Source organism: Kribbella steppae, assembly GCF_004342025.1.
GTDB classification, from domain to species: Bacteria; Actinomycetota; Actinomycetes; order Propionibacteriales; family Kribbellaceae; genus Kribbella; species Kribbella steppae.
In genome coordinates this window covers 216,499-236,662 of record NZ_SLWN01000010.1, presented here as the reverse complement: position 1 = coordinate 236,662, position 20,164 = coordinate 216,499, and the positions used below count along the sequence as shown (strand labels likewise).

The 20,164-nt window shown below is 68.9% G+C and carries 20 protein-coding genes; 6 read left to right on the top strand and 14 right to left on the bottom strand.

All coding sequences use genetic code 11. The features are described from left to right. Nucleotides 1-21 precede the first annotated feature (21 nt). The 3 genes from EV652_RS28605 to EV652_RS28595 all read left to right on the top strand — a co-directional run bounded on the left by EV652_RS28605 (nt 22) and on the right by EV652_RS28595 (nt 2,627). Nucleotides 22-1,281, top strand: a complete 1,260-nt coding sequence (locus EV652_RS28605; RefSeq protein WP_132212356.1) for an RNA polymerase sigma factor — start codon at nt 22-24, stop codon at nt 1,279-1,281. A 90-nt stretch (nt 1,282-1,371) separates the two neighbouring features. Further along, nucleotides 1,372-1,833, top strand: a complete 462-nt coding sequence (locus EV652_RS28600) for an alpha/beta fold hydrolase (RefSeq protein ID WP_132212355.1) — start codon at nt 1,372-1,374, stop codon at nt 1,831-1,833. Then, nucleotides 1,830-2,627: an alpha/beta fold hydrolase gene (locus tag EV652_RS28595; protein WP_132212354.1), complete on the top strand. Its 798-nt coding sequence runs from the start codon at nt 1,830-1,832 to the stop codon at nt 2,625-2,627. The genes EV652_RS28600 and EV652_RS28595 overlap by 4 nt, the downstream gene beginning before the upstream one ends. 73 nt (nt 2,628-2,700) lie before the next feature. On the opposite strand, the gene EV652_RS28590 is transcribed toward EV652_RS28595, so the two are convergent. The 5 genes from EV652_RS28590 to EV652_RS28570 all read right to left on the bottom strand — a co-directional run bounded on the left by EV652_RS28590 (nt 2,701) and on the right by EV652_RS28570 (nt 7,614). After that, complete coding sequence (locus EV652_RS28590; protein ID WP_132212353.1) at nt 2,701-3,324, bottom strand: superoxide dismutase; 624 nt, start codon at nt 3,322-3,324, stop codon at nt 2,701-2,703. Nucleotides 3,325-3,543: 219 nt separating this feature from the next. Beyond that, entirely contained in the window at nt 3,544-4,356 is an 813-nt protein-coding gene (locus EV652_RS28585; protein WP_132212352.1) for an alpha/beta fold hydrolase, read from the bottom strand. Nucleotides 4,357-4,561: 205 nt separating this feature from the next. Continuing rightward, nucleotides 4,562-4,939 (bottom strand): YciI family protein, encoded by a 378-nt coding sequence (locus tag EV652_RS28580; RefSeq protein WP_132212351.1) that lies wholly within the window; start codon nt 4,937-4,939, stop codon nt 4,562-4,564. Between the two features lie 359 nt (nt 4,940-5,298). Continuing rightward, nucleotides 5,299-6,852: an LCP family protein gene (locus EV652_RS28575; RefSeq protein ID WP_132212350.1), complete on the bottom strand. Its 1,554-nt coding sequence runs from the start codon at nt 6,850-6,852 to the stop codon at nt 5,299-5,301. A gap of 87 nt (nt 6,853-6,939) precedes the next feature. Next, complete coding sequence (locus EV652_RS28570) at nt 6,940-7,614, bottom strand: SDR family oxidoreductase (RefSeq protein ID WP_132212349.1); 675 nt, start codon at nt 7,612-7,614, stop codon at nt 6,940-6,942. Between the two features lie 54 nt (nt 7,615-7,668). Here EV652_RS28570 and EV652_RS28565 point away from each other — a divergent pair, with 54 nt between their 5' ends. After that, nucleotides 7,669-8,616, top strand: a complete 948-nt coding sequence (locus EV652_RS28565) for an NAD-dependent epimerase/dehydratase family protein (protein ID WP_132212348.1) — start codon at nt 7,669-7,671, stop codon at nt 8,614-8,616. On the opposite strand, the gene EV652_RS28560 is transcribed toward EV652_RS28565, so the two are convergent. Both EV652_RS28560 and EV652_RS28555 read right to left on the bottom strand, forming a co-directional pair. Beyond that, nucleotides 8,599-9,474, bottom strand: coding sequence for a hypothetical protein (locus EV652_RS28560; RefSeq protein WP_242002070.1), 876 nt, complete (start codon nt 9,472-9,474; stop codon nt 8,599-8,601). The genes EV652_RS28565 and EV652_RS28560 overlap by 18 nt on opposite strands. A 33-nt stretch (nt 9,475-9,507) precedes the next feature. After that, entirely contained in the window at nt 9,508-10,410 is a 903-nt protein-coding gene (locus EV652_RS28555) for a TetR/AcrR family transcriptional regulator (RefSeq protein WP_132212347.1), read from the bottom strand. A 111-nt stretch (nt 10,411-10,521) separates the two neighbouring features. Here EV652_RS28555 and EV652_RS28550 point away from each other — a divergent pair, with 111 nt between their 5' ends. Continuing rightward, nucleotides 10,522-11,766 carry an FAD-dependent monooxygenase gene (locus EV652_RS28550; RefSeq protein WP_132212346.1) on the top strand — a complete coding sequence of 415 codons (1,245 nt, stop codon included), beginning with the start codon at nt 10,522-10,524 and terminating at the stop codon, nt 11,764-11,766. Here EV652_RS28550 and EV652_RS28545 read toward each other — a convergent pair. Beyond that, nucleotides 11,716-12,306 carry a TIGR03086 family metal-binding protein gene (locus tag EV652_RS28545; protein ID WP_132212345.1) on the bottom strand — a complete coding sequence of 197 codons (591 nt, stop codon included), beginning with the start codon at nt 12,304-12,306 and terminating at the stop codon, nt 11,716-11,718. The genes EV652_RS28550 and EV652_RS28545 overlap by 51 nt on opposite strands. 118 nt (nt 12,307-12,424) lie before the next feature. Here EV652_RS28545 and EV652_RS28540 point away from each other — a divergent pair, with 118 nt between their 5' ends. Next, nucleotides 12,425-12,991 (top strand): HhH-GPD-type base excision DNA repair protein, encoded by a 567-nt coding sequence (locus EV652_RS28540; protein ID WP_132212344.1) that lies wholly within the window; start codon nt 12,425-12,427, stop codon nt 12,989-12,991. Here the strand turns inward: EV652_RS28540 and EV652_RS28535 are convergent, their stop codons facing one another. From EV652_RS28535 to EV652_RS28510, 6 genes are all read right to left on the bottom strand, one after another. Beyond that, on the bottom strand, nt 12,992-15,088 hold the full coding sequence (locus EV652_RS28535; RefSeq protein WP_132212343.1) for an iron ABC transporter permease: 2,097 nt from the start codon (nt 15,086-15,088) through the stop codon (nt 12,992-12,994). Then, on the bottom strand, nt 15,085-16,056 hold the full coding sequence (locus EV652_RS28530; RefSeq protein WP_132212342.1) for an ABC transporter substrate-binding protein: 972 nt from the start codon (nt 16,054-16,056) through the stop codon (nt 15,085-15,087). Before EV652_RS28530 ends, EV652_RS28535 begins: the two co-directional genes overlap by 4 nt. A 10-nt stretch (nt 16,057-16,066) precedes the next feature. Further along, the gene (locus tag EV652_RS28525; RefSeq protein ID WP_132212341.1) at nt 16,067-16,882 is read right to left on the bottom strand and encodes an ABC transporter ATP-binding protein; all 816 of its coding nucleotides are present in this window, start codon (nt 16,880-16,882) and stop codon (nt 16,067-16,069) included. A 39-nt stretch (nt 16,883-16,921) separates the two neighbouring features. Next, nucleotides 16,922-17,401 (bottom strand): VOC family protein, encoded by a 480-nt coding sequence (locus EV652_RS28520; protein WP_132212340.1) that lies wholly within the window; start codon nt 17,399-17,401, stop codon nt 16,922-16,924. A gap of 112 nt (nt 17,402-17,513) precedes the next feature. Beyond that, the gene (locus EV652_RS28515; protein WP_132212339.1) at nt 17,514-19,535 is read right to left on the bottom strand and encodes an NADPH-dependent 2,4-dienoyl-CoA reductase; all 2,022 of its coding nucleotides are present in this window, start codon (nt 19,533-19,535) and stop codon (nt 17,514-17,516) included. Next, a complete protein-coding gene (locus EV652_RS28510; RefSeq protein ID WP_132212338.1) occupies nt 19,532-20,074 on the bottom strand; it encodes a PadR family transcriptional regulator in 543 nt (180 codons plus the stop codon). Before EV652_RS28510 ends, EV652_RS28515 begins: the two co-directional genes overlap by 4 nt. Nucleotides 20,075-20,164: the final 90 nt, after the last annotated feature.

The window sequence follows — 20,164 nt, the reverse complement described above, 5'->3', positions numbered from 1 at the left end:
GGGGTGTTGTTCTATCGGCGGGTGACGGTTATCGAGGCCCAGGGGGCGGTAGACGCGGTCTGGCGGATCGAGTCCGCGCGGATCATCGCCGGTGTGGCCAGGATCGTGCGGGATGTCGGGCTGGCCGAGGAACTGGCCCAGGACGCGCTGGTGGCGGCGTTGGAGCAATGGCCGGAGTCCGGCGTACCGAACAATCCCGGTGCCTGGCTGATGGCGATCGCCAAGCGCCGAGCGATCGACCTGATCCGGCGCAAGGAGACGTACCAGCGCAAGCTCGCGGAGATGGGCCACGAGCTGGAGATCGACGGCGACAGCGTCGAGGACGACGTGGAAGCGATCCTCGAGGACCACATCGAGGACGACCTGCTCCGGCTGGTGTTCACCGCCTGTCACCCGGTGCTCACCATGGACGCGCGGGTGACGCTGACACTGAAACTTCTCGGCGGCCTGAAGACCGACGAGATCGCCCGCGCGTTCCTGGCCCCGGAGGCGACGATCGCCCAGCGGATCGTCCGGGCCAAGCGGAACCTCGCCAAGGCCGGCGTCGAGTTCGAGGTCCCCTCGGGTGACGACCTGCTCGACCGGTTGACGAGCGTGCTCGAGGTCGTCTACCTGATTTACAACGAGGGCTACTCCGCGACCGCCGGCGACGACTGGATGCGCCCGGCGCTGTGCAACGAGGCGATGCGCCTCGGCCGCCTGCTGGCAGAGCTCATGCCCGACGAGCCCGAAGTCCACGGCCTGCTCTCACTGATGGAACTCCAGTCCTCCCGCGCCAACGCCCGCATCGGCCCCGAAGGCGAACCCGTCCTGCTGCTCGACCAGGACCGCCGTCGCTGGGACCGCCTGCTGATCCGCCGCGGTCTGGAAGGACTCGACCACGCCTGGGCCCTGGACAAACCGCCCGGCCCGTACCTGCTCCAGGCCGCCATCGCCGCCTGTCATGCCCGCGCGGCCGACCCCGACGACACCGACTGGGCCCGGATCGCCGGCCTGTACGCCGTCCTCGCGCAAGTCACCCCGTCACCGGTGGTCGAGCTCAACCAGGCGGTCGCGCTCTCGATGGCGTTCGGCCCGGAACGCGGACTCGCGGCCGTCGACGCGCTCGCGGACGAGCCCTCGCTGAAGGACTACCACCTGCTGCCGAGTGTCCGCGGCGACCTGCTGTTCAAGCTCGGCCGGTTCGACGAGGCGCGCGCCGAGTTCGAGAAGGCGGCCGGTCTGACCCGCAACGAGCGGGAACGCACGCTGCTCCTCGAGCGCGCGGCGGCCTGTCAGTAAGTTCTCCGGTACGGCATGTCGATTTCCGGGACCGATGTTCGACGCAGGGGTGAGGCCAGCTGAGTGGCCCACTGATGCAGGAGGAACATCATGGAGAAGGTCACGTCGGCGGACGGTACCGCCATCGCGTACGACCGGCTCGGCGACGGGCCCCCGGTCGTCCTCGTCTGCGACAGCTCCGTGGACCGGGTGTCGAACGCCGGACTCGCAGCGCTGCTGGCCCAGAACTTCACCGTCTACAACTACGACCGCCGCGGCTGCGGTGACTCCGGCGACGGCGCGGAGTGCGCGATCGAGCACGAGATCGAGGACCTGGACGCGATCTTCGCAGCCATCGGCGGCTCGGCCCACCTGTGCGGTACGTCGTCCGGCGCCGACCTGGCCGTGCTGGCGACGGCCGCCGGCCGCCCGGTGACGAAGCTGGCCCTCTGCGAGCCGCTCGGAGGCACCACTGAGCTGCCCCCTGAGGCGGCGACGATAGCGATTCCGACCCGAGTGTTCACCGGTCCCCCGACCGCCCTGGCCCCCGCGCTGAAGGAGTTCTTCGCATGACCGCGACAGTGATTTCCAAGGACGGTACGACGATCGCCTACGACCAGCGTGGTAGCGGCCCGGCCGTGGTCCTGGTGGACGGCGCCCTGTGCAGCCGCGCGCAGGGACCTATGCCGGAGCTCGCCGAACTGCTGGCGTCTGAGTTCACGGTCTACAACTACGACCGGCGTGGCCGAGGCGACAGCGGCGACGCGACGGAGTACGACGTCGAGCGCGAGATCGAGGACCTGGCCGCGGTGATCGAGGCGGCCGGCGGGACGGCGTACGTCTATGGCACGTCGTCGGGCGCGGCGCTGACGCTGCGGGCCGCGGCGGCCGGGTTGCCGATCACGAAGCTGGTCGCGTTCGAGCCGCCGTACGTCGTGGACCAGAGCCGCAAGCAGATCCCGTCGACCTGGGTCGCGGACATGCGCGCACTGAGCGACGCGGGCAAGCCGGGTGACGCGGTGAAGTACTTCATGACCAAGGGCATCGGGCTGCCGGGATTCATGGTCGGGATGATGAAGCTGATGCCGGCCTGGAAGGGGATGAAGGCGGTCGCGCACACCCTTCCGTACGACGCCGCACTGCTCGGCGAGAACTGCTTCGGCCGGCCGCTCGACCCGGAGCAATGGGCAACGATCGAGGCACCGGTGCTGGTGGTCAACGGCGGGAAGAGCCCGGGCTGGATGCGGACGTCGGTGAAGGCGCTCGCGGGCGCCGTACCGGGTGCGAAACACGAAGAAGTGCCTGGTCAGAACCACATGATCAAGGCTTCGGCGATCGCGCCGGTGATCTCCGCCTTCCTACGGTGACACCTTCCTGCGGTGAACAGACCGCGAGGGGCGCCCGTGGTCCGGGCGCCCCTCGAGTCGTGTGTAGCTCAGGTCAGCCGGTGATGAGACCGGAAGCGCCTGCGCGGGCCGCGTCGAAGCGGGCCTGGGCGTCGCCCCAGTTCACCACGTTCCACCAGGCCTTGACGTAGTCCGGCTTCACGTTCTTGTACTGCAGGTAGAACGCGTGCTCCCACATGTCCAGCATCACGATCGGGATCTGCCCGGCCGGCAGGTTGCCCTGCTGGTCGTACAGCTGGTGGACGAGCAGGTTGCCGGCCAGCGCGTCCCAGCCGAGGATCGCCCAGCCGGAGCCCTGGATGGTGGTCGCCGCCGCGGTGAAGTGGGCCTGGAAGGAGTCGAACGAGCCGAAGAACTCGTCCAGCGCGGCACCCAGCTCGCCGTCCGGCTTGTCGCCGCCGTCCGGTGACAGGTTCTTCCAGAAGATCGAGTGGTTGACGTGCCCGCCGAGGTTGAAGGCGAGCGACTTCTCCAGCCCGACGATGGCGCCGAAGTCACCCTTCTCGCGGGCCGCGGCCAGCTTCTCCAGGGTGTCGTTCAGGCCGTTCACATAGGTCTGGTGGTGCTTGGAGTGGTGCAGCTCCATGATCTCACCGGCGATGCTCGGCGCCAGTGCGCCGTAGTCGTAGGGGAGGTCGGGAAGCGTGTACGTGGTCAACTCTGCTCCTTCGTCGGGGCCCGCGGGGGCCGATATCTCCGATGTCCTGTTTCAGCGGCACCAGCTTGAAACTTCAACCACGGTTGAGGTCAAGGCGCCACGCGGGTGAACCCGGCCGGCACCTCCGCCCAGTGCCCGATCCGGGCCCGTTCACACAGGCCCACACCGGTCACCCCCAGCTTCACATACTCCGCCCGCGGAGCCACGGGCGAGTCTCATCTAACCGAGGACCGCGCGCAGAGCGACCGCGAACGGCTCGGGGCCCTCCGCGAATCCGGTGTGGTCACCGGGGAACCGGGTCGGCTCGATCCCGAGCCGGGCGGCCAGTGCGGTCGAGGTCCGCTCGCACAGCTGCCCGCCCGACTCCGCGCCGATCCCGACCACGATGCGGACACCGCCGGCCCGCAGCGTGTCGACGTCCGGCAGCCAGGTGATCGACTCCCGCAGCTCGTGCTCGAACCAGAACAGCTCATCGGCGAGCTGCCGCGGATCCCGCTCACCACCGAACATCCCCTCGATCATGCCGTCCGGGACCTGGATGTTCGCCAGCGCGAAGAACTGCTTCCAGGCACCGATCACGTCCCCGGCCACGTAGTCGGCCATCATCTGCTCCGACGTGGCCAGCAGTTCGTCGGCGTCCTCGACCAGCCGATCCAGCGGCGGCTCGTGGGCAATCACCGTGCTGACCAGCTCCGGATGAGCCTGAGCCAGGGCCAGCGCGGTCACCGCGCCGCCGCTCGACCCGAACACGGTCGCCGGCCCGGCGTCCACGTGCCGGATCAGCCGGGCCAGGTCGTCCGCGCGCTGCTCAGGCGTCGACCCCTCACCGCGCAGCGGGCTGCGGTTGATCCCGCGTGGATCGGTGGTGAGCACGGTGTGATCGCTAGCCAGCAAATCGGCGAGCGGCGCGAACGAGTCGGCATCCATCGGCGCCCCCACCAGGACCACCAAGGGCCCGGTGCCACGGATCTCGTAGTACAGGTCCGCGTCAGGGACGGTCAGCGTGGTGCTGGAAACGGAAGTCGCGGTCATTGTCTTCTCCTTCGACGAGTTGTTTGGCACTACCACGAACGGCAACCCGCCGAATGGACACCGGTACCGACCTCGTCCCGTGAGCTGATCAAACTTCTCGCAATTCGCACACGGCCTGGACCCTGGCGGACGCACTTGTTGCCAGGGGCCAGGTCCGTGAGGCGATCGCTGCCTGCAGCAGCATGCCCAGGCCGGTGACAGGCGGTCAGTTCTGGTAGAGGTCTGAGTTCGGGTCGAAGTCGGCTTCTTCTACTACTCGGCGGACTTCTACTTCGCTACCGAGGGCTTCGGCGAGGCGGGCGGCCCATTCGACGGCTTCGTCGCGGTTGCGGACCTCGACGACGATGACACCGCCGATCAGTTCCTTGGTCTCGGCGAACGGGCCGTCGGTGACGGTGCGCTGACCGCCCTGGACCTTCACCCGGGCGCCGAGCGAGCTACGGTGCACGCCTTCGGCGAACAGCAGGACGCCGGCCTTCGACATCTCCTCCACGGCCTGGCCGACGGCGCCGGCCACCTCGTCGGACGGGAACTTCCCGGCTTCGCTGTCGGCGTCCGCCTTGTTGATGATCATGTATCGCATCGCAGTGACTCTCCTCGTCGTGTCGGTCGATCCTTACTCTCACGTCGAGCGGTTCACGACCAGATCGACACTCGCCGCGACGGGTAATTTCAGCGGCCGGCCATCCCTGTCGTCAGGTCGTAGAGCCGGCGCGCGTTGTCAGGATCGAAGGTGGGCAGCGAGGGGTCGACGGGCGTCCCGACGGCCCGCAGGATGAGCCGAGCTATCCGCGGCCTGGCTGCTCGGCGTCGGCATCCTCCGGACGGCTGTCGGTACGCCGACGTTGACCAAGCAACCGAAGAGGAGCTCAAACCGCACCTGGCCGCAGTCGCCGAAGCCCTCTTCGGCCGGAAGGTTCCCGTCGACTTGAGAGACGTGCCCTAGTTCGGCTGGTCGCCGTCCGGGTGGTACGCGCAGGCGTCCTCGAGGTCCTGCGTGGGAGCCGGAGGCGCCGTTGTGGTCGGCTTGCGGGCGGGCTTGGTCGACTTCGGGATGGCCGGTGTGGTCGGGGCAGTGGTCGCCGCGGGCGTCGGCTGCTCGAGCGCCTTCTCGACCGTGTCGCGCAGCGCGTCGTAGTCCGGGTGCAGGTACTTCAGCCGCAGCTTGGTGACATCGAGGTTGACGTTGGAGACGGTGCCCGACTTCACCCTGAGGGCGAGCTGGACCAGGGCGGGCAGCAGTTCCTGCGGGATGTCGGTGCGGAGCAACTGCTGGCCGGCCTTGGCGATCGCCTTGTACTTGGTCATCAGGGTCTGCGGGTCGGCCGCGTCGACGATGCCCTTGATCGCGCAGCGCTGGCGGATCTGGCGCTGGTCGTCGTCGGCGCCGTACCGGCCGCGGGCGAACCAGAGCGCGTGCAGCCCGTTGAGGTGCTGCTTCGGACCAGGCTCGATCCACCTGTCCGGCGGGATGTGTGAACTGCTGACGCCGCCCATCGCGACCCGCTCGTTGACGTTGACGGTGATCCCGCCGAGCGCGTCGACGAGTTGGGCGAATCCCTTCAGGTTGACCTGCAGGTAGTAGTCGAGTCGCAGCCCGATCGCCTCACCGACGGACTGCTTGAGGACGTCGGCGCCCTCGTTGTCGGACGGGCCGAGGATGCCGGGGTGCGCGGCCGGAATGTTCTGGTACATCGCGGTCAGCATCCACTCCAGCCGGCCCTCCAGGCTGAGCCCTTCCTTGCCGAAACCGTTCGGGTAGATCTCGTGCAGCGGCGAGTCCTTCGGGAACGGCATGAAGGTCAGCTGCCGTGGCATCGAGATCAGCGCGGTGTTGCCGGTCTTGGTGTCGATACTCGCCACGATCACCGTGTCGGTCCGCACCCCCGGCCGGTTCGGCCCATCGTCGCCGCCGAGCAGCAGCAGGTTGAGCCGCTGCTTGTCCTCCCACGGGTCCTGGGTGTTGACCACCGACGGCCTGGTCGCGCTCTTGCTCTCGCCCTGCGCGACGAACACGTCCTGGACCAGTTCGCGCTGGGCCAGCACACTCTGTACGCCGATCGCCGCCGGCACCGCGATCGCGAAACACAGGACGCCGACCAGCAGCGCCCCGGCCGCCCGGCCGCCGGCCCCACCTGTTGCCGGACGCAACGAACGGTGCGAGGCGACGATCACCACGATCCAGAGGAACCCGAGCGTCCCGATCGCCACCGAGGTCATCAGCAGCCGGCTCGGTACGACGGCCGCCGCCAGCACCTCCTCGCGCCGGGTCAGGCCGATGTACACGCCGAGCCCGATCAGCCCGAGGGTGACGGTCAGGATGAAGACGCCGATCCGGCGCCGCCCACCGGCGATCAGGCCGGACCCGGGGAGCAGGGCGCCGAACAGGGTCAGCCCGAGCAGCTTCGGCACCGATCGCGGCCGTCGTCCGGCCGATTCGGCTTCCGGCAACTCGGAATTCTCCGTGGCGCCTGCCTCGCGCGAGCGTCTCCCCATGGCTCCCCTGTCGCCGTCCCCAGAACCAGTGTGCGTCAAGTACCCACACCTGTACCCGTTCAGACGTGTTACAGGGTCAATCGGTTGTCATACGGGCAGGTGACTGCCCGCAAAGCCGGGGGTCTCGACGAGGGTGCGCACCACGCCGGCGATGCGTTCCGGCGGGGTCCACTTGCTGGTGTCGGCGTTCGGCATCGCGGCGCGGTTGGCCGGGGTGTCGATGGTGCCGGGGATGATGGTGTTCACCTGAATGCCGTCACGTGCGTACTCCGCGTGCAGGGCGTCGGCGAACGCGATCACGCCGGCCTTCGCGGTGATGTACCCGGCCGCCCCGGAGAACGGTCGCAGCGCCGCACCGCTCGACGTACACACGATGGCCCCGCCGCCGGCGGCGAGCAGATGCGGAAGCACGGCCTGGGTCATCAGGTACGTCGGTCGCAGGTTGAGCCGGAGCTGTTTCTCGAACTCCTCGACCGGCGTCTCGTGCACCCGCGAGCCGGAGGCGAATCCGCCGACGAGGTTGACCAGTGCGGTCAGGGGTGCGGTCTCGTCCGACGTGGCGAGCGCGACGACGTCCGCCGTACCGGCTGGGTCGAAGGGGTCGGCGACGATCGGGTTCAGCGCCGGATCGGTGCCGAGCCGGGCGAGTGACTCCTCGGTCCGTCCTGGGACGACGACCCGCCAGCCGGCCTGTAGGAACTCCGCCGTCACCGCGGCCCCGAGCGCCCCGGTGCCTCCGGCAACCACCACCGTGTTCGTCATGGTCGGAGCCTATTCGGATGCGCCAACGCATCAGGAGGGTTACGGTCAGAGGTTGTGCGGATTCTGATGCTGGGCGGTAACGGGTTCGTCGGGCGCGCGGTCATGGCTGACGCGCTCGACCAAGGCGCCGAGGTGGCGTCCTTCAGTCGAGGCAAGAGCGGCACCGACCTCCCGCCGGAGGTCACGCAACTGGTCGGGGATCGCGACACCGGCGACTACGCGGCGCTGCGGACCGGCGAGTGGGACGTCGTCGTCGACCTGAGCGGTTACCAGAGCAAGCACGTCGACGATGCGATGGACGTGCTGGGCGACCGGGTCGGCCGGTACGTGTTCGTCTCGAGCCACGCCGTCTACGTACGCGATCTGCCGCCGGGCACCGACGAGAACGCCGCACGCCGTCCGCCACTGCGGGCGGCCGCCGTACTGACGAACGACACGTACGGTCCGTGCAAGGTCGCCTGCGAGGACGACGTGCTCGAGCGGTACGGCGATCGCGCGACCATCGTGCGGCCCGGGAAGGTGACCGGCCCGGGCGACTCGACGAGCACGGTCGTGTACTGGATCAGACGCGGCGGGCGCGGCGGGCGGGTCGCCTTGCCGACCAGGCCCGAGCAGCCGCTGCAGCTGATCGACAGCCGGGATCTCGGGCGGCTCGTCGTCCAACTGATCACGGACGGGCGGTCGGGTGCGTTCAACGCGGTCGGTCCGTTCAGCACGATCGCCGAGCTGATCGAGACGGCGGCCGAACTCTCCGGCACCTCCGTGGAGTTGGTGCAGGTGCCGGTGGACGCCGTACCGGCGCGATTCCCGCTGGTCGAGGCTGTGGAGGAGGCGGGTGAGCGGCGGCGCAACCCGGCGAAGGCGCGGGCGGCCGGGATGCCGGTCACGCCGCTGCGGCAGACCGTCGCCGACGTCCTCGCCTGGGACCGCGACCGTGGCGAACCGCCGCTCGATGTCGGTCTGTCCGCGGAGGACGAGCAGAAGCTACTCGGGCAGGGCTAGCGTCCGGCCGGCGTCGCGGGCCGCGTTGATGCTGCGGGTGAGGGTGTCGCGCAGGGCGCCCGCCTCGTCGGCGAAACCCTGGACGACCGAGGTGTCGCCGGCCGGTTCCGTCCGCGCCAGGAGTTCGATGTAGCGGTCGCCGTCCTCGAGCGCGGCCTCGGCCCGGAGGGCGGCATCGGCCGAGCGGACGCGATCGGCGTACCGATCGAGGAGGTCGACCTTGCGTTTGATCGCGTCGACCGAGAGCGCGAGTGCGCGGCGCTGCGGCCCGAGCACGGCCTCCAGTTCGGCCGTCGCCATCCCGCGGGCGATCTCGCGCTGACGGGCGCGCAGGATGGACTGCTCGCGCAGCACCTGGGCGATATCCCAGAGCTGTTCGGGCAGGACCAGGTCGTTCTTCACCTCGTCCAGCAGCCCGCGCCGGGTGACTGTTGCCTCAAGCACCGTTTTCACCGCACGCTGGGCCCGGCCCAGCAATCGGCGGGCCTCGTCGTCGAAGTCGTCGGAGAGCAGGTACTTCCCATGCTGCCGGCGGACCGCCTTGTGGCCGCGATCCTCGAACCCGGACATGACCAGGATCCCGGCGGTGGCGACCACCGCGATCCCGGCCAGCACCACGGCGGACCAGGCGGCGACCTCGGCCGGCAGGGTCCCGGCCATGATGATCACGGCCAGGATCCAGCCACCGACGCAGACCGCGAGCCAGACCAGCAGGGTGCCGAACGTGTTCCCCGGCGCGACCGACCAGGACGTCTCCCGCTTCGGCTTCGGCTGCCCGGCCGGTACGAACAACTCGGGTCTGCGCTCGTACAACCGCCGTACGCCGTCGGGAACGTCAGGTGCGAACACCGGCTCCATCGGCACCTCCACGGCTGTTGGCGCTGTATGCACTCAGCGTAGCCGGGACAGCTTCACCTCGAGACCGTCCAGGACCAGTTCGAGACCCAACTCGAACAGTTGGTCCAGGTCGTAGTCGAAGTCGAAACCGGGCTGGAAGACCGCCCGGAAACCGGCCAGGTCCTTCAGGCTGATCATGGTGGCGATCGGACCGATGTGCTGGTCGGCCCATTCGTCCGCGGTCATCCCGGTGTCCTGCTCGGCCTGGACCTCGGCCTCCATCGCCAGCGCGACGCCACGGACGTAGGCGAACACGGTGATCGCGGTGTAGAGCGCCGTACTGCCGTCGAGCCCGAACGGACCGAGCGCACGCAGTACGGCGTCCGTGTGCGGCAGCAGGTTCGGCAGGGCCTGAGGACGGCTGAGGCTGATCGCACTCGCCAGCCAGAGATGCCGCCGGTACGCCGTCCATTGCAGCCGGGCCACGGCCTCGATCTCGGCCCGCCAACTTTCCACCGGCCGCAACGGGAACTCGCCGATCGCCGTGTCGACCATCCGCAACACCAGCGCGTCCTTGCCACCGACGTACCGGTACAGCGCCATCGTCGACACCCCGAGCTCGGCCGCGATCCGTCGCATCGACAACGACGCGAGCCCCTCGGCATCCGCGATCGCGATCGCGATCCTGACCACCTCGTCGCGGTTGAGTTCACGCGACGGCTGGGCCGGGCGGACGCGCACGGTCCGGGGCCCGACGACTGTGCCGACTCCAGGGAGCGCTTGGACGAGGTCCTGTTGTTGAAGCACCTGAAGCGCCTTGGTTGCTGTTGCCATGGCGACACCGAACTCCCGGACCAGCGCCCGGGTGGAGGGCACCCGGTCTCCTGGACCCAGCTCGCCCGCGTCGATCCGGCGCCGGAGCTCGGCCGCTATCACCCGGTACGGCGCTTCAGCCATCACTCTCTCCTGTACTAGTGCGCTTCAGGCGCCGGTAGACGACCGGCAGCAGTGCACCACACGGTGTACGTGTACAGCGTAAGCGCACTAGCTCCACGAGAGGAACCCACCATGACGAAGAGCGTGCTGATCTCCGGCGGCGGGATCGCGGGACCGGCCCTGGCCTACTGGCTGCGGCGGCACGGGTTCACCCCCACGATCGTCGAGATCGCGCCGGCACCGCGGCCCGGCGGGCAGACCATCGACATCCGCGGGATCTCCAAGGTGGTGGTCGAGCGAATGGGCCTGATGCCGGCGATCAAGCGGGCACAGTTGCACGAGCGCGGCCTCGAGTATGTTCGGGCCAACGGCCGCACCGGCGCCGCGATGCCGGCCGAACTGCTCGACGGCGCCGGCCCGGTCGCCGACATCGAGATCCTCCGCGGCGACCTGGCCGGGATCCTGAACGACGCGATCGCGGGTGAGATCGAGTACCTGTACGGCGACTCGATCGCCGCACTGGACCAGGACACAGCCGGAGTGTCCGTCACCTTCACCAGTGGATCGCAGCGGCGGTTCGACCTGGTGGTTGGCGCGGACGGGGTGCACTCGCGGGTCCGGAAGCTGGCCTTCGGGCCGGAGGAGCAGTTCGTCCAGCACCTCGGCGGCTACGGGTCGTTCTTCTCCGTCGAGACACCCGAACCGCTGAACCACTGGATGAAGATCTACTCCGCACCCGGTGGTCGCTGGGTCGGACTGCGGCCGGACCACGACCCGCGGTACGCCAAGGCCCTGCTGAGCTTCCGCTCCCCCGTCCTCAGCTACGACCGGCGCGATGTCGATGCCCAGAAGGCACTGCTGACACAGCGCTTCAAAGGTCTCGGCTGGCACACCGACCACATCCTCACCGCGCTGCGCGACGCGGACGACTTCTACTTCGACAGCACGAGCCGCGTCGTCGTACCGGAGTGGTCCCGCGGCCGGGTCGTGCTCGTCGGTGATGCCGGGTACTGCGGTTCGCCATTGGCCGGACACGGGACCGCGCTGTCACTCGTCGGTGCGTACGTCCTCGCCGGTGAACTGGCCGCCGCGGAGGGCGATCACGTCCGGGCCTTCCCGTCGTACCAGGCTCAACTGCAGGCGTACGTCGACCAGCGGATGGAACTGCCGCCGGGCGGGATCAGGATGGCGATGCCGATGACGGCCGTCGGGATCTCGTTACGCAACGCCCAGATCCGCTTGATGATGTCGCGTCCGTTCACCGGCCTCCTCGCGAAACTGGCCGCCGCCGTACCGGACAAGATCGAACTGAAGGCGTACACCCCGCTAGTCGAACGGGGAAACCCAGTCGGGGTTGCGGCCGAGGAGGCCGAGTAGCTGGTCGAAGTCGGACGCGTCGCCGGGGACCTTGACGCTGCGCTCGAACGCGGCGCCAGGACCCCGGGCCGTGTCGGTGTCCGGGATCTTGCGGGCCAACGCGAACGCTTGCTCGACCAGGTCCGGCGGCGGGTCGTACGGGACGTCGATGGCCCGGGCCAGGTCCCAGGCGTGGATGACGCAGTCGAGTAGGTGGAAGGTCAGCGCGATCCGGCGCGGGAACGAGCCGTACTCGCGGACCTCCATCAGCCGGTCCAGCGCCCCGCCGTCGGCGAACGCCTCCGAGACGCCCACGTTGGACCGCCGGTAGGCACCGGCCGGGTTGTCCCCGAGCCGGCCGCCGTTCCACGCCTGGACCTGAGCCGAACCGTTCAGGGCCGCGGCGGCGAACCCCTCGTTCTCGCTGACGATGTGGCGGAGCAGACCACGGACAGTCCAGTCCGGGCAGGGGGTCGGGAACCACAGGTGCTCGGGGCGCACCTGCATGATCACTTCCCCGAGTACCGCACCGGCCCTACGATCCAGATCCCGGATGTCCATCCGTGCTCCTCCCGTCGGCTGCCCCCGGCTGAGCATAGGCCGCCCGGAGCTGTTTCGGCAGAGACCTCGTCCCAGCACAAGGGACATCCCGCACCACGCCCCGTGAGATGATGCGGTGATGGGCTTCCAGATGACCAACCTGCCTGATGCCGACAAGGTCCTCGACGAGTACCCGTTCGCTGTCGTGCTCGGGATGATGCTGGATCAGCAGTACGGGATGGAGCACGCCTTCCGAGGTGGCTGGAAGGTGCTCAGCCGGTTCGGCACCCTGGATCCGGCGGCGATCGCTGCCGCTGACCCGGAGGCGTTCAAGGAACTGTGCACCCAGCCCCCGGCGATCCATCGGTTCCCCGGTTCGATGGCTGCCCGCCTGCAGGAGCTGGCCGCGTTGGTCGAGTCCAGGTACGACGGTGACGTAACGCGACTGTGGACGGAGCCGACGACCGGTAAGGAGCTGTTCAAGCGCGTGCAAGAGCTCCCCGGCTTCGGCAAGCAGAAGGCTCAGATCTTCGTGGCGTTGCTGGCCAAGCAGCTCGGCGTCCGGCCCGAGGGCTGGGAGGCGGTCGCGGGAGACTACGCGCTCGACGGGTACCGGTCGGTCGCGGACGTCGTGGACGCGGACTCGCTGCTGAAGGTCCGCGAGTTCAAGCAGCAGAAGAAGGCCGCCGCAAAGGCCGCCGGCTGATCAGCGGTTCGGGACCCGGGTCCGCCACAGCAGGTAAACGAAGTACGGCGCTCCGATCAGCGCGGTGAGCAGACCTGCCGGGATCTGCGCCGGAGCCAGCAGCGTGCGGCCGAGACTGTCCGCGACGCTGACCAGAATCGCGCCGAGCAGCGCGGCGACCGGCAGGATCCGGGTGTGCCGCCCACCGACCAGTGCCCGGGCGGCATGTGGCGCCACCAGCCCGACGAACCCGACCACCCCGATCGCGGACACAGCCGCCGCGGTCAGCAACGCCGCGCACAGCAGCGCGGTCAGTCGGGTGCGCTCGAGTCGTACGCCGAGAATCCGCGGTACGTCGTCGTCCAGCGCCAGCAGATCGAGCTCGCGCCGGGCGTGGACGACCACCGGGGTGAACACCAACAGCGCAATCGCAACCGGCGCGACCTGCGGCAACGTCCGACCGTAGGTGCTGCCGGACAGCCACGTCATTGCCATGCTGAGGTTCCACGGATCGGTGGCGACGATCAGCAACGTGATGATCGCGGTCGCCCCCGACGACACACCGACACCGATCAGGACCAGCCGGTCAGAGCTCAGTCCGCCCCGCCACGACACCAGATAGACCAGCGCGAACGTGCCGAGCGCGGCCAGCGCGGCGACACCCGACAGTAGCCAGATGCTTGCTGACGGCAACAGTACGAGCGTGACCACGGCACCGACGCCGGCCCCGCCGGTGATACCGAGGATCCCCGGCTCGGCCAACGGATTCCGGCACACCGCTTGGACCGTCGTACCCGCGATCGCGAGGGCCGCGCCGCACAGCACAGCGGACAGGACCCGCGGGAACCGCTGATCGAGCACGTAGGTGATCGCCCGGCCGGACTGCCCGTTGACCCAGTTGACGACATCGCCCGTGCGCAGGAACGCATCGCCGGCCAGCATCGCCAGTACGCCGGCGACGACCAGCAGTACGACGAGCACACCCGTGACGATCCAGAACGTCCGCACGCTGCGCAGACCCGAACTCGCACCACCCGGTGTCCGGCTCGGCCCTGAATCCCGATACCGCCGCGCCAGCCACACCAGCACGACCGCACCGACCATCATCGTCATCACACCGGTCGGGATCTCCACCCCGGCCTGACCGCCAAGCACAGCCCGGAGTACGACGTCCGCACTGAGAACGACCAGTACGCCGGCCAGCCCGCTCATCGGAAGCAGTACGCGATGCCGCAACAACCCCGGCACCAGCGGAGCGATCAGCCGCACCAGCACCGGCGCTACCAGGCCGACGAAGCCGACCGGTCCGGCAACAGTGACCGCTGCGGCGGACAACAGCACCGTCAACAGGGTGATCAGTACGCGCACTCGTCGTACGTGAACTCCCAGCACCGACGCCGTGTCGTCACCCAGGCCGAGGAGGTCGAGCTTCGGCGCCAGCAGCATCGATCCGATGATGCCGACGGCAACGACCGCTGTCATCTGGGTGACCGCCCTGAGGTCCGTCTGGACCAGCGTGCCCGCGCCCCACGCGAACGTGCCGACCGTCTCCTCTCGATAGAGGAGCAGCAGCAACGTCGTCACACCGGCCAGCGCCATCGCGACGGCCGAGCCGGCCAGGATCAGCCGGGTCGGCCCGGACGAGCCGCCGGCGGACAAGGCGAGCACCAGGACGGCGGCCGCCAGCCCGCCGAGGAAGGCGACTCCTCCGGCGGGCAACACCGGCAACGAAACCCCGAACGCGGCCACGACGACGACCGCGAGATACGCCCCGGCGTTGACCCCCAACGTGTCCGGTGAGGCGAGTGGGTTCCGCGCCAGCGACTGCAACCCCGCGCCCGCGAAACCGAGCGCCACCCCGACCAGTACGCCGGCCAGCAGCCGCGGCAGCCGGGACGCGATCAACACGTTGGCCGAGTTGTCCGTGCCCTGCCCGACCAGCAGCCGGAGCAGGTCACCGGCGTTCACCGACGACGTGCCCTGGGTGAGGTGTACAGCAGCCAGCAGTACGACGGCCACGGTGGCGATGACGAACACGCTCGCCACCCGGAGCCGTCGTACCGGCTGCAGAGCCTCGGAGACCTGAACGTCAGGCCCCGGGGCGGTTACCTGGGTCAAGAGGTGACTGCCTGGACGGCCGCGTCGATGAACTGCTCAGTGGACTTCGGGCCGCCGAACATCCAGATGCCGTCCGGCAGCCGGTGCACGTCGTCGCTCTTCACGAACGGCAGGTTCTTCCAGATCGCGTTGCCGGCCAGGTCGCCGCCGAACACATCGCCGCCGTCGGCGTCGTTGGCGATGTAGAGGAAGTTGCCTCCTCGCACCTTGGTCAGACCTTCGAGGTCGGTCTGGGCCAGGCCGTAGTCCTTGTCACCCGCGCCGGTCCAGCCGTTCTTCAGGCCCATCTCGGTCAGTACGGCGCCGAGCAGCGAACCGGTGGTGTACATCCGGATCGAGATCGTGCTGCCCTGCTTGTAGCCGTCGGACATGGTGAAGTTCTCGCCGGTCTTACCCGCGTCCGCGATCTTCTGCTTGCCCTCGGCCACCTTCTTGTCGAAGTCGGCGTTGATCTGCTTGGCCTGGTCGGTCTTGCCGATCGCGCTGCCGATCAGCTCCAGGTTGGTCTTCATCTGCGGGATCGCATTGGCCGCGTCGGCGCCGCGGATCACCAGCACCGGTGCGATCTTCTCGAACTGGGCGATCGAGTTCGCCGACTCGTCGGTGGTGGTGATCACCAGGTCGGGGCTGAGCGCCGCGATCGCGTCGACGCTGGACTCGCCGCGGGTACCGACGTCCTTGACCGAGGCGTCCAGCTTGGCCGCGGTGACCCAGTTCGTGTAGCCCTTGACGTCGGCCACCCCGACCGGCATCACGCCGAGGGTGACCAGGTTCTCGACCGCACCCCACTCCAGGCCGACCACCTTGGTGGCGGGTGCCTTGAGGTCGATCTTCTTGCCCCGCGCGTCGGTCACCGAGACCGGCTCGGCGGTGGTCTGCGCAGCGGCGTCGGTGGTGGCGGGCTCGCTCGTCCCGCAGGCCGTCAGCACGAACGCGGCAGCGGCGAGCAGGGCGGTGATTCTCTTCATCAGTTGACCTTCAGATCGTTGTGACGCGGCTTAGATGTGTGCCGATCGGGCGAGTGGTGACGAACCCCGTGGCCGGGTCGGTCCCGACCTCGATCCGGATGCCGTAGGTCTCGGTCAGCGCCTCCGCCTCGAGCACCTCTTCCGGCGTACCGGTCGCACGAACCCGTCCCTGATCGAGCAGTGCGATCCGGTCCGCGACGGCGGCGGCCTGGTTCAGGTCGTGCAGTACGACGCCGACCGCGACCCCGTGGCTGTCGGCGAGCTCACGCATCAGGTCGAGGATCTCGATCTGGTAGCGCAGGTCGAGGAACGTGGTCGGTTCGTCCAGCAACAGGACGCCGGTGTCCTGGGCCAGACAGGTCGCGAGCCAGACGCGTTGCAGCTCACCGCCGGACAGTTCGTCGACCGCGCGCTCGGCCATCGCGGTCACACCGGTGACAGCCATCGCGTGGTCGATCGCTCGCTTGCCGTCCGGGTCGTCGGCCCGCCAGCGCCCGCGATGCGGATGCCGGCCGTAGCCGACGACGTCGCGCACACTCACACCGTTGGGAGTCGGCCGCGATTGGGACAGCAGGGTGACCTTGCGGGCGAACTCCTTCGCGGACAGGTCGAGTGCGTTCACGCCGTCCGGGAAGGTGATCCGGCCGCCGTCGGGATGATGGAGCCGCGCCAGGGCGCGCAACAGCGTCGACTTCCCGCTGCCGTTCGGGCCGACCAGCGCGGTGACACCGGCCGCCTCGATCTGTAACGAGGCGCCGTCGACCACCAGCTTGCCGTGATACCCGAGGCGCAGGTCGTCTCCGGCCAGCCCCACCTGTTCCCGCATGGAGCAGAGGATAGCCTTACCTAAGCTGACATGTCAGCTTCAGTCCAAATGCAGGCGCGGGGTCATGTAGAAGGTGGGCGCCCCGTCGGGCCCGAACTCGACACCGTTGAACGGCGCGTGCTCCCCGAACGGCGACAGGATCCGGATCACCGTGCCGTCGGGGTCCGGTACGTCGAGTTGCACGCCACCGCCCGGACCACGGTCGAACAGCGGGCCGTGCTCAACGCCGAGTTCGTCGAAACGCTCGGCCAGCGCCTTCAAGACGTCGACAGACGGTACGCCGAGGCTGACGACGTCGAAGCCGGCCAGTGACGGCTCGCCGGACACGGTGTCGAGCCGACGCAGGCCGATGAGAAACCGCTCGGCGTCATCGGTCAGGACCGCGCCGGTGACGACGCCGGGCTCGCCGAACTCCCAGGCCAGCCGCAGCCCGAACACCCGCCGGTACCAGTTGACACTGCGCTGAAGATCCGTCACCGGGATCTTCACCTGCAAGATCCGCTCGAAGCCCAGGTCCATTGCGATTCCCCTCGAAGTCGGCCTTCCCCGAGGATGACGGCCACCCGGCCGACTCGTCCACCGTGCCAACCCGGAATCCTCCCGCCCGTTCGGGCAGAAGAACCTTGGGAGGTCAGAGAGTGAGAGCGAGGCGCGTCGCCTGATCGATGGCTCGTTTGGCGTCGAGCTCGGCGGCGACGTCGGCGCCGCCGATCACGTGGACCGGGCGACCGGTGTCACGCAGCGCGTCGGCGAGGTCGCGGACCGGTTCCTGGCCGGCGCAGACGACGATGGTCTCGACGTCCAGGACGCGCGGATTCTCACGCTGCGGGCCGAAGCTCAGATGCAGGCCGTTGTCGTCGATGCGTTCGTAGTTGACGCCGCGAAGCTGCTCGACCTGCTTGTTCTTCAAGGCCGCGCGGTGGACCCAGCCGGTCGTCTTTCCGAGGCCGGCACCGATCTTCCCGGCCTTGCGCTGCAGGAGGTAGACCTGCCGCGGCGACGGCTCCGGGCGCGGCTTGGTGAGTCCGCCGGGTGTGACTGTCGGATCGGTCACACCCCACTCCGCCTTCCAGGCCTCCAGGTCCAGTGTGGGCGACGACTCGGTGGTCAGGAACTCGCTGATATCCACGCCGATCCCGCCCGCGCCGATTACGGCGACGGTGCTGCCGACCGGCTGACGATCGCGGACGACCTCGACGTACGAGAGAACCTTCGGGTGGTCGATGCCGGGGATGGCCGGGATGCGCGGGACGACCCCGGTGGCCAGCACGATCTCGTCGAACCCGGCCAGGTCCTCGACGGTCGCGCGGCGGCCGAGGTGCAGCTTGACGCCGGTCAGGTCGAGTCGGCGCCGGTAGTACCGGATCGTCTCGGCGAACTCCTCCTTGCCGGGGATCCGCTGCGCGATCCCGAACTGGCCGCCGATCTCGTCATCGGCTTCGAACAGCTCCACCGAGTGGCCGCGCTCGGCCGCCGTCACCGCCGCGGCCAGCCCGGCCGGTCCGGCCCCGACAACCGCGATGTTCTTGGTCCGACGGGTCGGCAGCAGCTGGAGCTCGGTCTCCCGGGCCGCCCTGGGGTTGACCAGGCAGCTCGCCTTCCGCTTGGCGAAGACATGGTCCAGACAGGCCTGGTTACACGCGATACAGACGTTGATCTCGTCGGCTCGATCGGTGGTTGCCTTGAGCACCCAGTCCGGATCGGCCAGGAACGGCCGGGCCATGCTGACCAGGTCGGCGTCACCGCGGGCCAGCACCTCCTCGGCGACCTGCGGGAGGTTGATCCGGTTCGAGGTGACGACCGGAATGTTGACGTGTGGTTTGAACGCCGCGGTCACCGAAGTGAAGGCCGCGCGCGGTACCGAGGTCACGATCGTGGGTACGCGCGCCTCGTGCCAGCCGATGCCGGTGTTGATGATCGACGCGCCGGCCGCCTCGATCTCTTTGCCCAGCGCAACGACTTCCTCCCAGCTCTGACCGCCCTCGACCAGGTCGGCCATCGACAGCCGGTAGATGATCACGAAGTCGTCGCCGACGCGTTCCCGGGTCCGCCGGACGATCTCGACCGCGAGCCGGCGCCGGTTCTCCGGGCTGCCGCCCCAGCGGTCGGTCCGCTGGTTGGTGCGCTCGGACAGGAACTGGTTGATGAAGTAGCCCTCGGACCCCATGATCTCGATGCCGTCGTACCCGGCCTCCCGGGCCAGCGCGGCGCAATCGACGTACGCCTTGATCTGCTTGCGTACGCCGCGATCGGTCAGGGCCCGTGGCTTGAACGGGTTGATCGGGGCCTTGAGTGCCGAGGCGGAGACGCTGAACGGGTGATAGGCGTAGCGACCGGCATGCAGGATCTGCAGGGCGATCAGGCCGCCCTCGGCGTGCACGGCATCGGTGAGGAGCCGGTGTCTACGGGCCTGCCGGCGACTGGTCAGCCTGGAGCCGAAAGGGGTAAGCCAGCCGGTCCGGTTCGGTGCGTAGCCGCCGGTGACCATCAGGCCGACGCCGCCGCGGGCGCGCTCGGCGAAGTACGCGGCCAGCTTCGGCAGGTCCTTCGCCCGGTCCTCCAGACCGGTGTGCATCGAGCCCATGATCACCCGGTTGGGCAGCACGACATGACCGAGATCAAGCGGCTCCAACAGGTGCGGATAGGCGCTCATCGCGTGTCCTTTCGCAGGGCGTCGATCACTTCGTCGCACCAGGCCACGAACGACTCCTCCGCGCGGATGCCGCCGCGGAGGACGAGGTACTGGTGCAGGTCCCGGCCGTGCAGCGTGGCCGGCTTCGGGAAGTCTCTGCTCTGGATCCCGCGGTACACCTCGAGCCGGTTGGCGTGCTCGGCCCGATGCCGCTCGATCTCCTTGAGTACGACGCCCGGATCGCCGAGTGACGCGCCACGCAACTTCACGCCGAGGCCGTCCCGCAGTACGGCGGGATCCTCCGGCTCGGCCAGCCACCGGCTCAGCTCCGCCTTCCCCGCCGCGGACACCCGGTACAGCTTCTTGTCCGGCCGCCCGTCCTGGGCGATCTCGGTGTGCCGGACCCAGCCGGCCTCGTCCATCCGGCGCAGCACCCGGTAGATCTGCTGGTGCGTGGCCGGCCAGAAGTACCCGATCGACCGGTCGAACCGCCGGGCCAGCTCGTAACCGGACCCGGCCCGCTCGGTCAGCGAGACGAGAATCGCGTGTTCCAGGGCCATGTCCGGCAGCGTACCTATGCAACTGGTTGCAGTGCACCTGATTGCAGCATGGATCACAGCTGAGCACCGGACAGCCCGCTCAGGATGCGG

Coding starts and splice junctions, on each gene's coding strand:
- EV652_RS28600 (WP_132212355.1), top strand. CDS start 1,372: ATGGAGAAGGTCACGTCGGCGGACGGTACCGCCATCGCGTACGACCGG.
- EV652_RS28595 (WP_132212354.1), top strand. CDS start 1,830: ATGACCGCGACAGTGATTTCCAAGGACGGTACGACGATCGCCTACGAC.
- EV652_RS28585 (WP_132212352.1), bottom strand. CDS start 4,356: ATGACCGCGACTTCCGTTTCCAGCACCACGCTGACCGTCCCTGACGCG.
- EV652_RS28580 (WP_132212351.1), bottom strand. CDS start 4,939: ATGCGATACATGATCATCAACAAGGCGGACGCCGACAGCGAAGCCGGG.
- EV652_RS28575 (WP_132212350.1), bottom strand. CDS start 6,852: ATGGGGAGACGCTCGCGCGAGGCAGGCGCCACGGAGAATTCCGAGTTG.
- EV652_RS28570 (WP_132212349.1), bottom strand. CDS start 7,614: ATGACGAACACGGTGGTGGTTGCCGGAGGCACCGGGGCGCTCGGGGCC.
- EV652_RS28560 (WP_242002070.1), bottom strand. CDS start 9,474: ATGGAGCCGGTGTTCGCACCTGACGTTCCCGACGGCGTACGGCGGTTG.
- EV652_RS28555 (WP_132212347.1), bottom strand. CDS start 10,410: ATGGCTGAAGCGCCGTACCGGGTGATAGCGGCCGAGCTCCGGCGCCGG.
- EV652_RS28550 (WP_132212346.1), top strand. CDS start 10,522: ATGACGAAGAGCGTGCTGATCTCCGGCGGCGGGATCGCGGGACCGGCC.
- EV652_RS28545 (WP_132212345.1), bottom strand. CDS start 12,306: ATGGACATCCGGGATCTGGATCGTAGGGCCGGTGCGGTACTCGGGGAA.
- EV652_RS28540 (WP_132212344.1), top strand. CDS start 12,425: ATGGGCTTCCAGATGACCAACCTGCCTGATGCCGACAAGGTCCTCGAC.
- EV652_RS28530 (WP_132212342.1), bottom strand. CDS start 16,056: ATGAAGAGAATCACCGCCCTGCTCGCCGCTGCCGCGTTCGTGCTGACG.
- EV652_RS28525 (WP_132212341.1), bottom strand. CDS start 16,882: ATGCGGGAACAGGTGGGGCTGGCCGGAGACGACCTGCGCCTCGGGTAT.
- EV652_RS28520 (WP_132212340.1), bottom strand. CDS start 17,401: ATGGACCTGGGCTTCGAGCGGATCTTGCAGGTGAAGATCCCGGTGACG.
- EV652_RS28515 (WP_132212339.1), bottom strand. CDS start 19,535: ATGAGCGCCTATCCGCACCTGTTGGAGCCGCTTGATCTCGGTCATGTC.
- EV652_RS28510 (WP_132212338.1), bottom strand. CDS start 20,074: ATGGCCCTGGAACACGCGATTCTCGTCTCGCTGACCGAGCGGGCCGGG.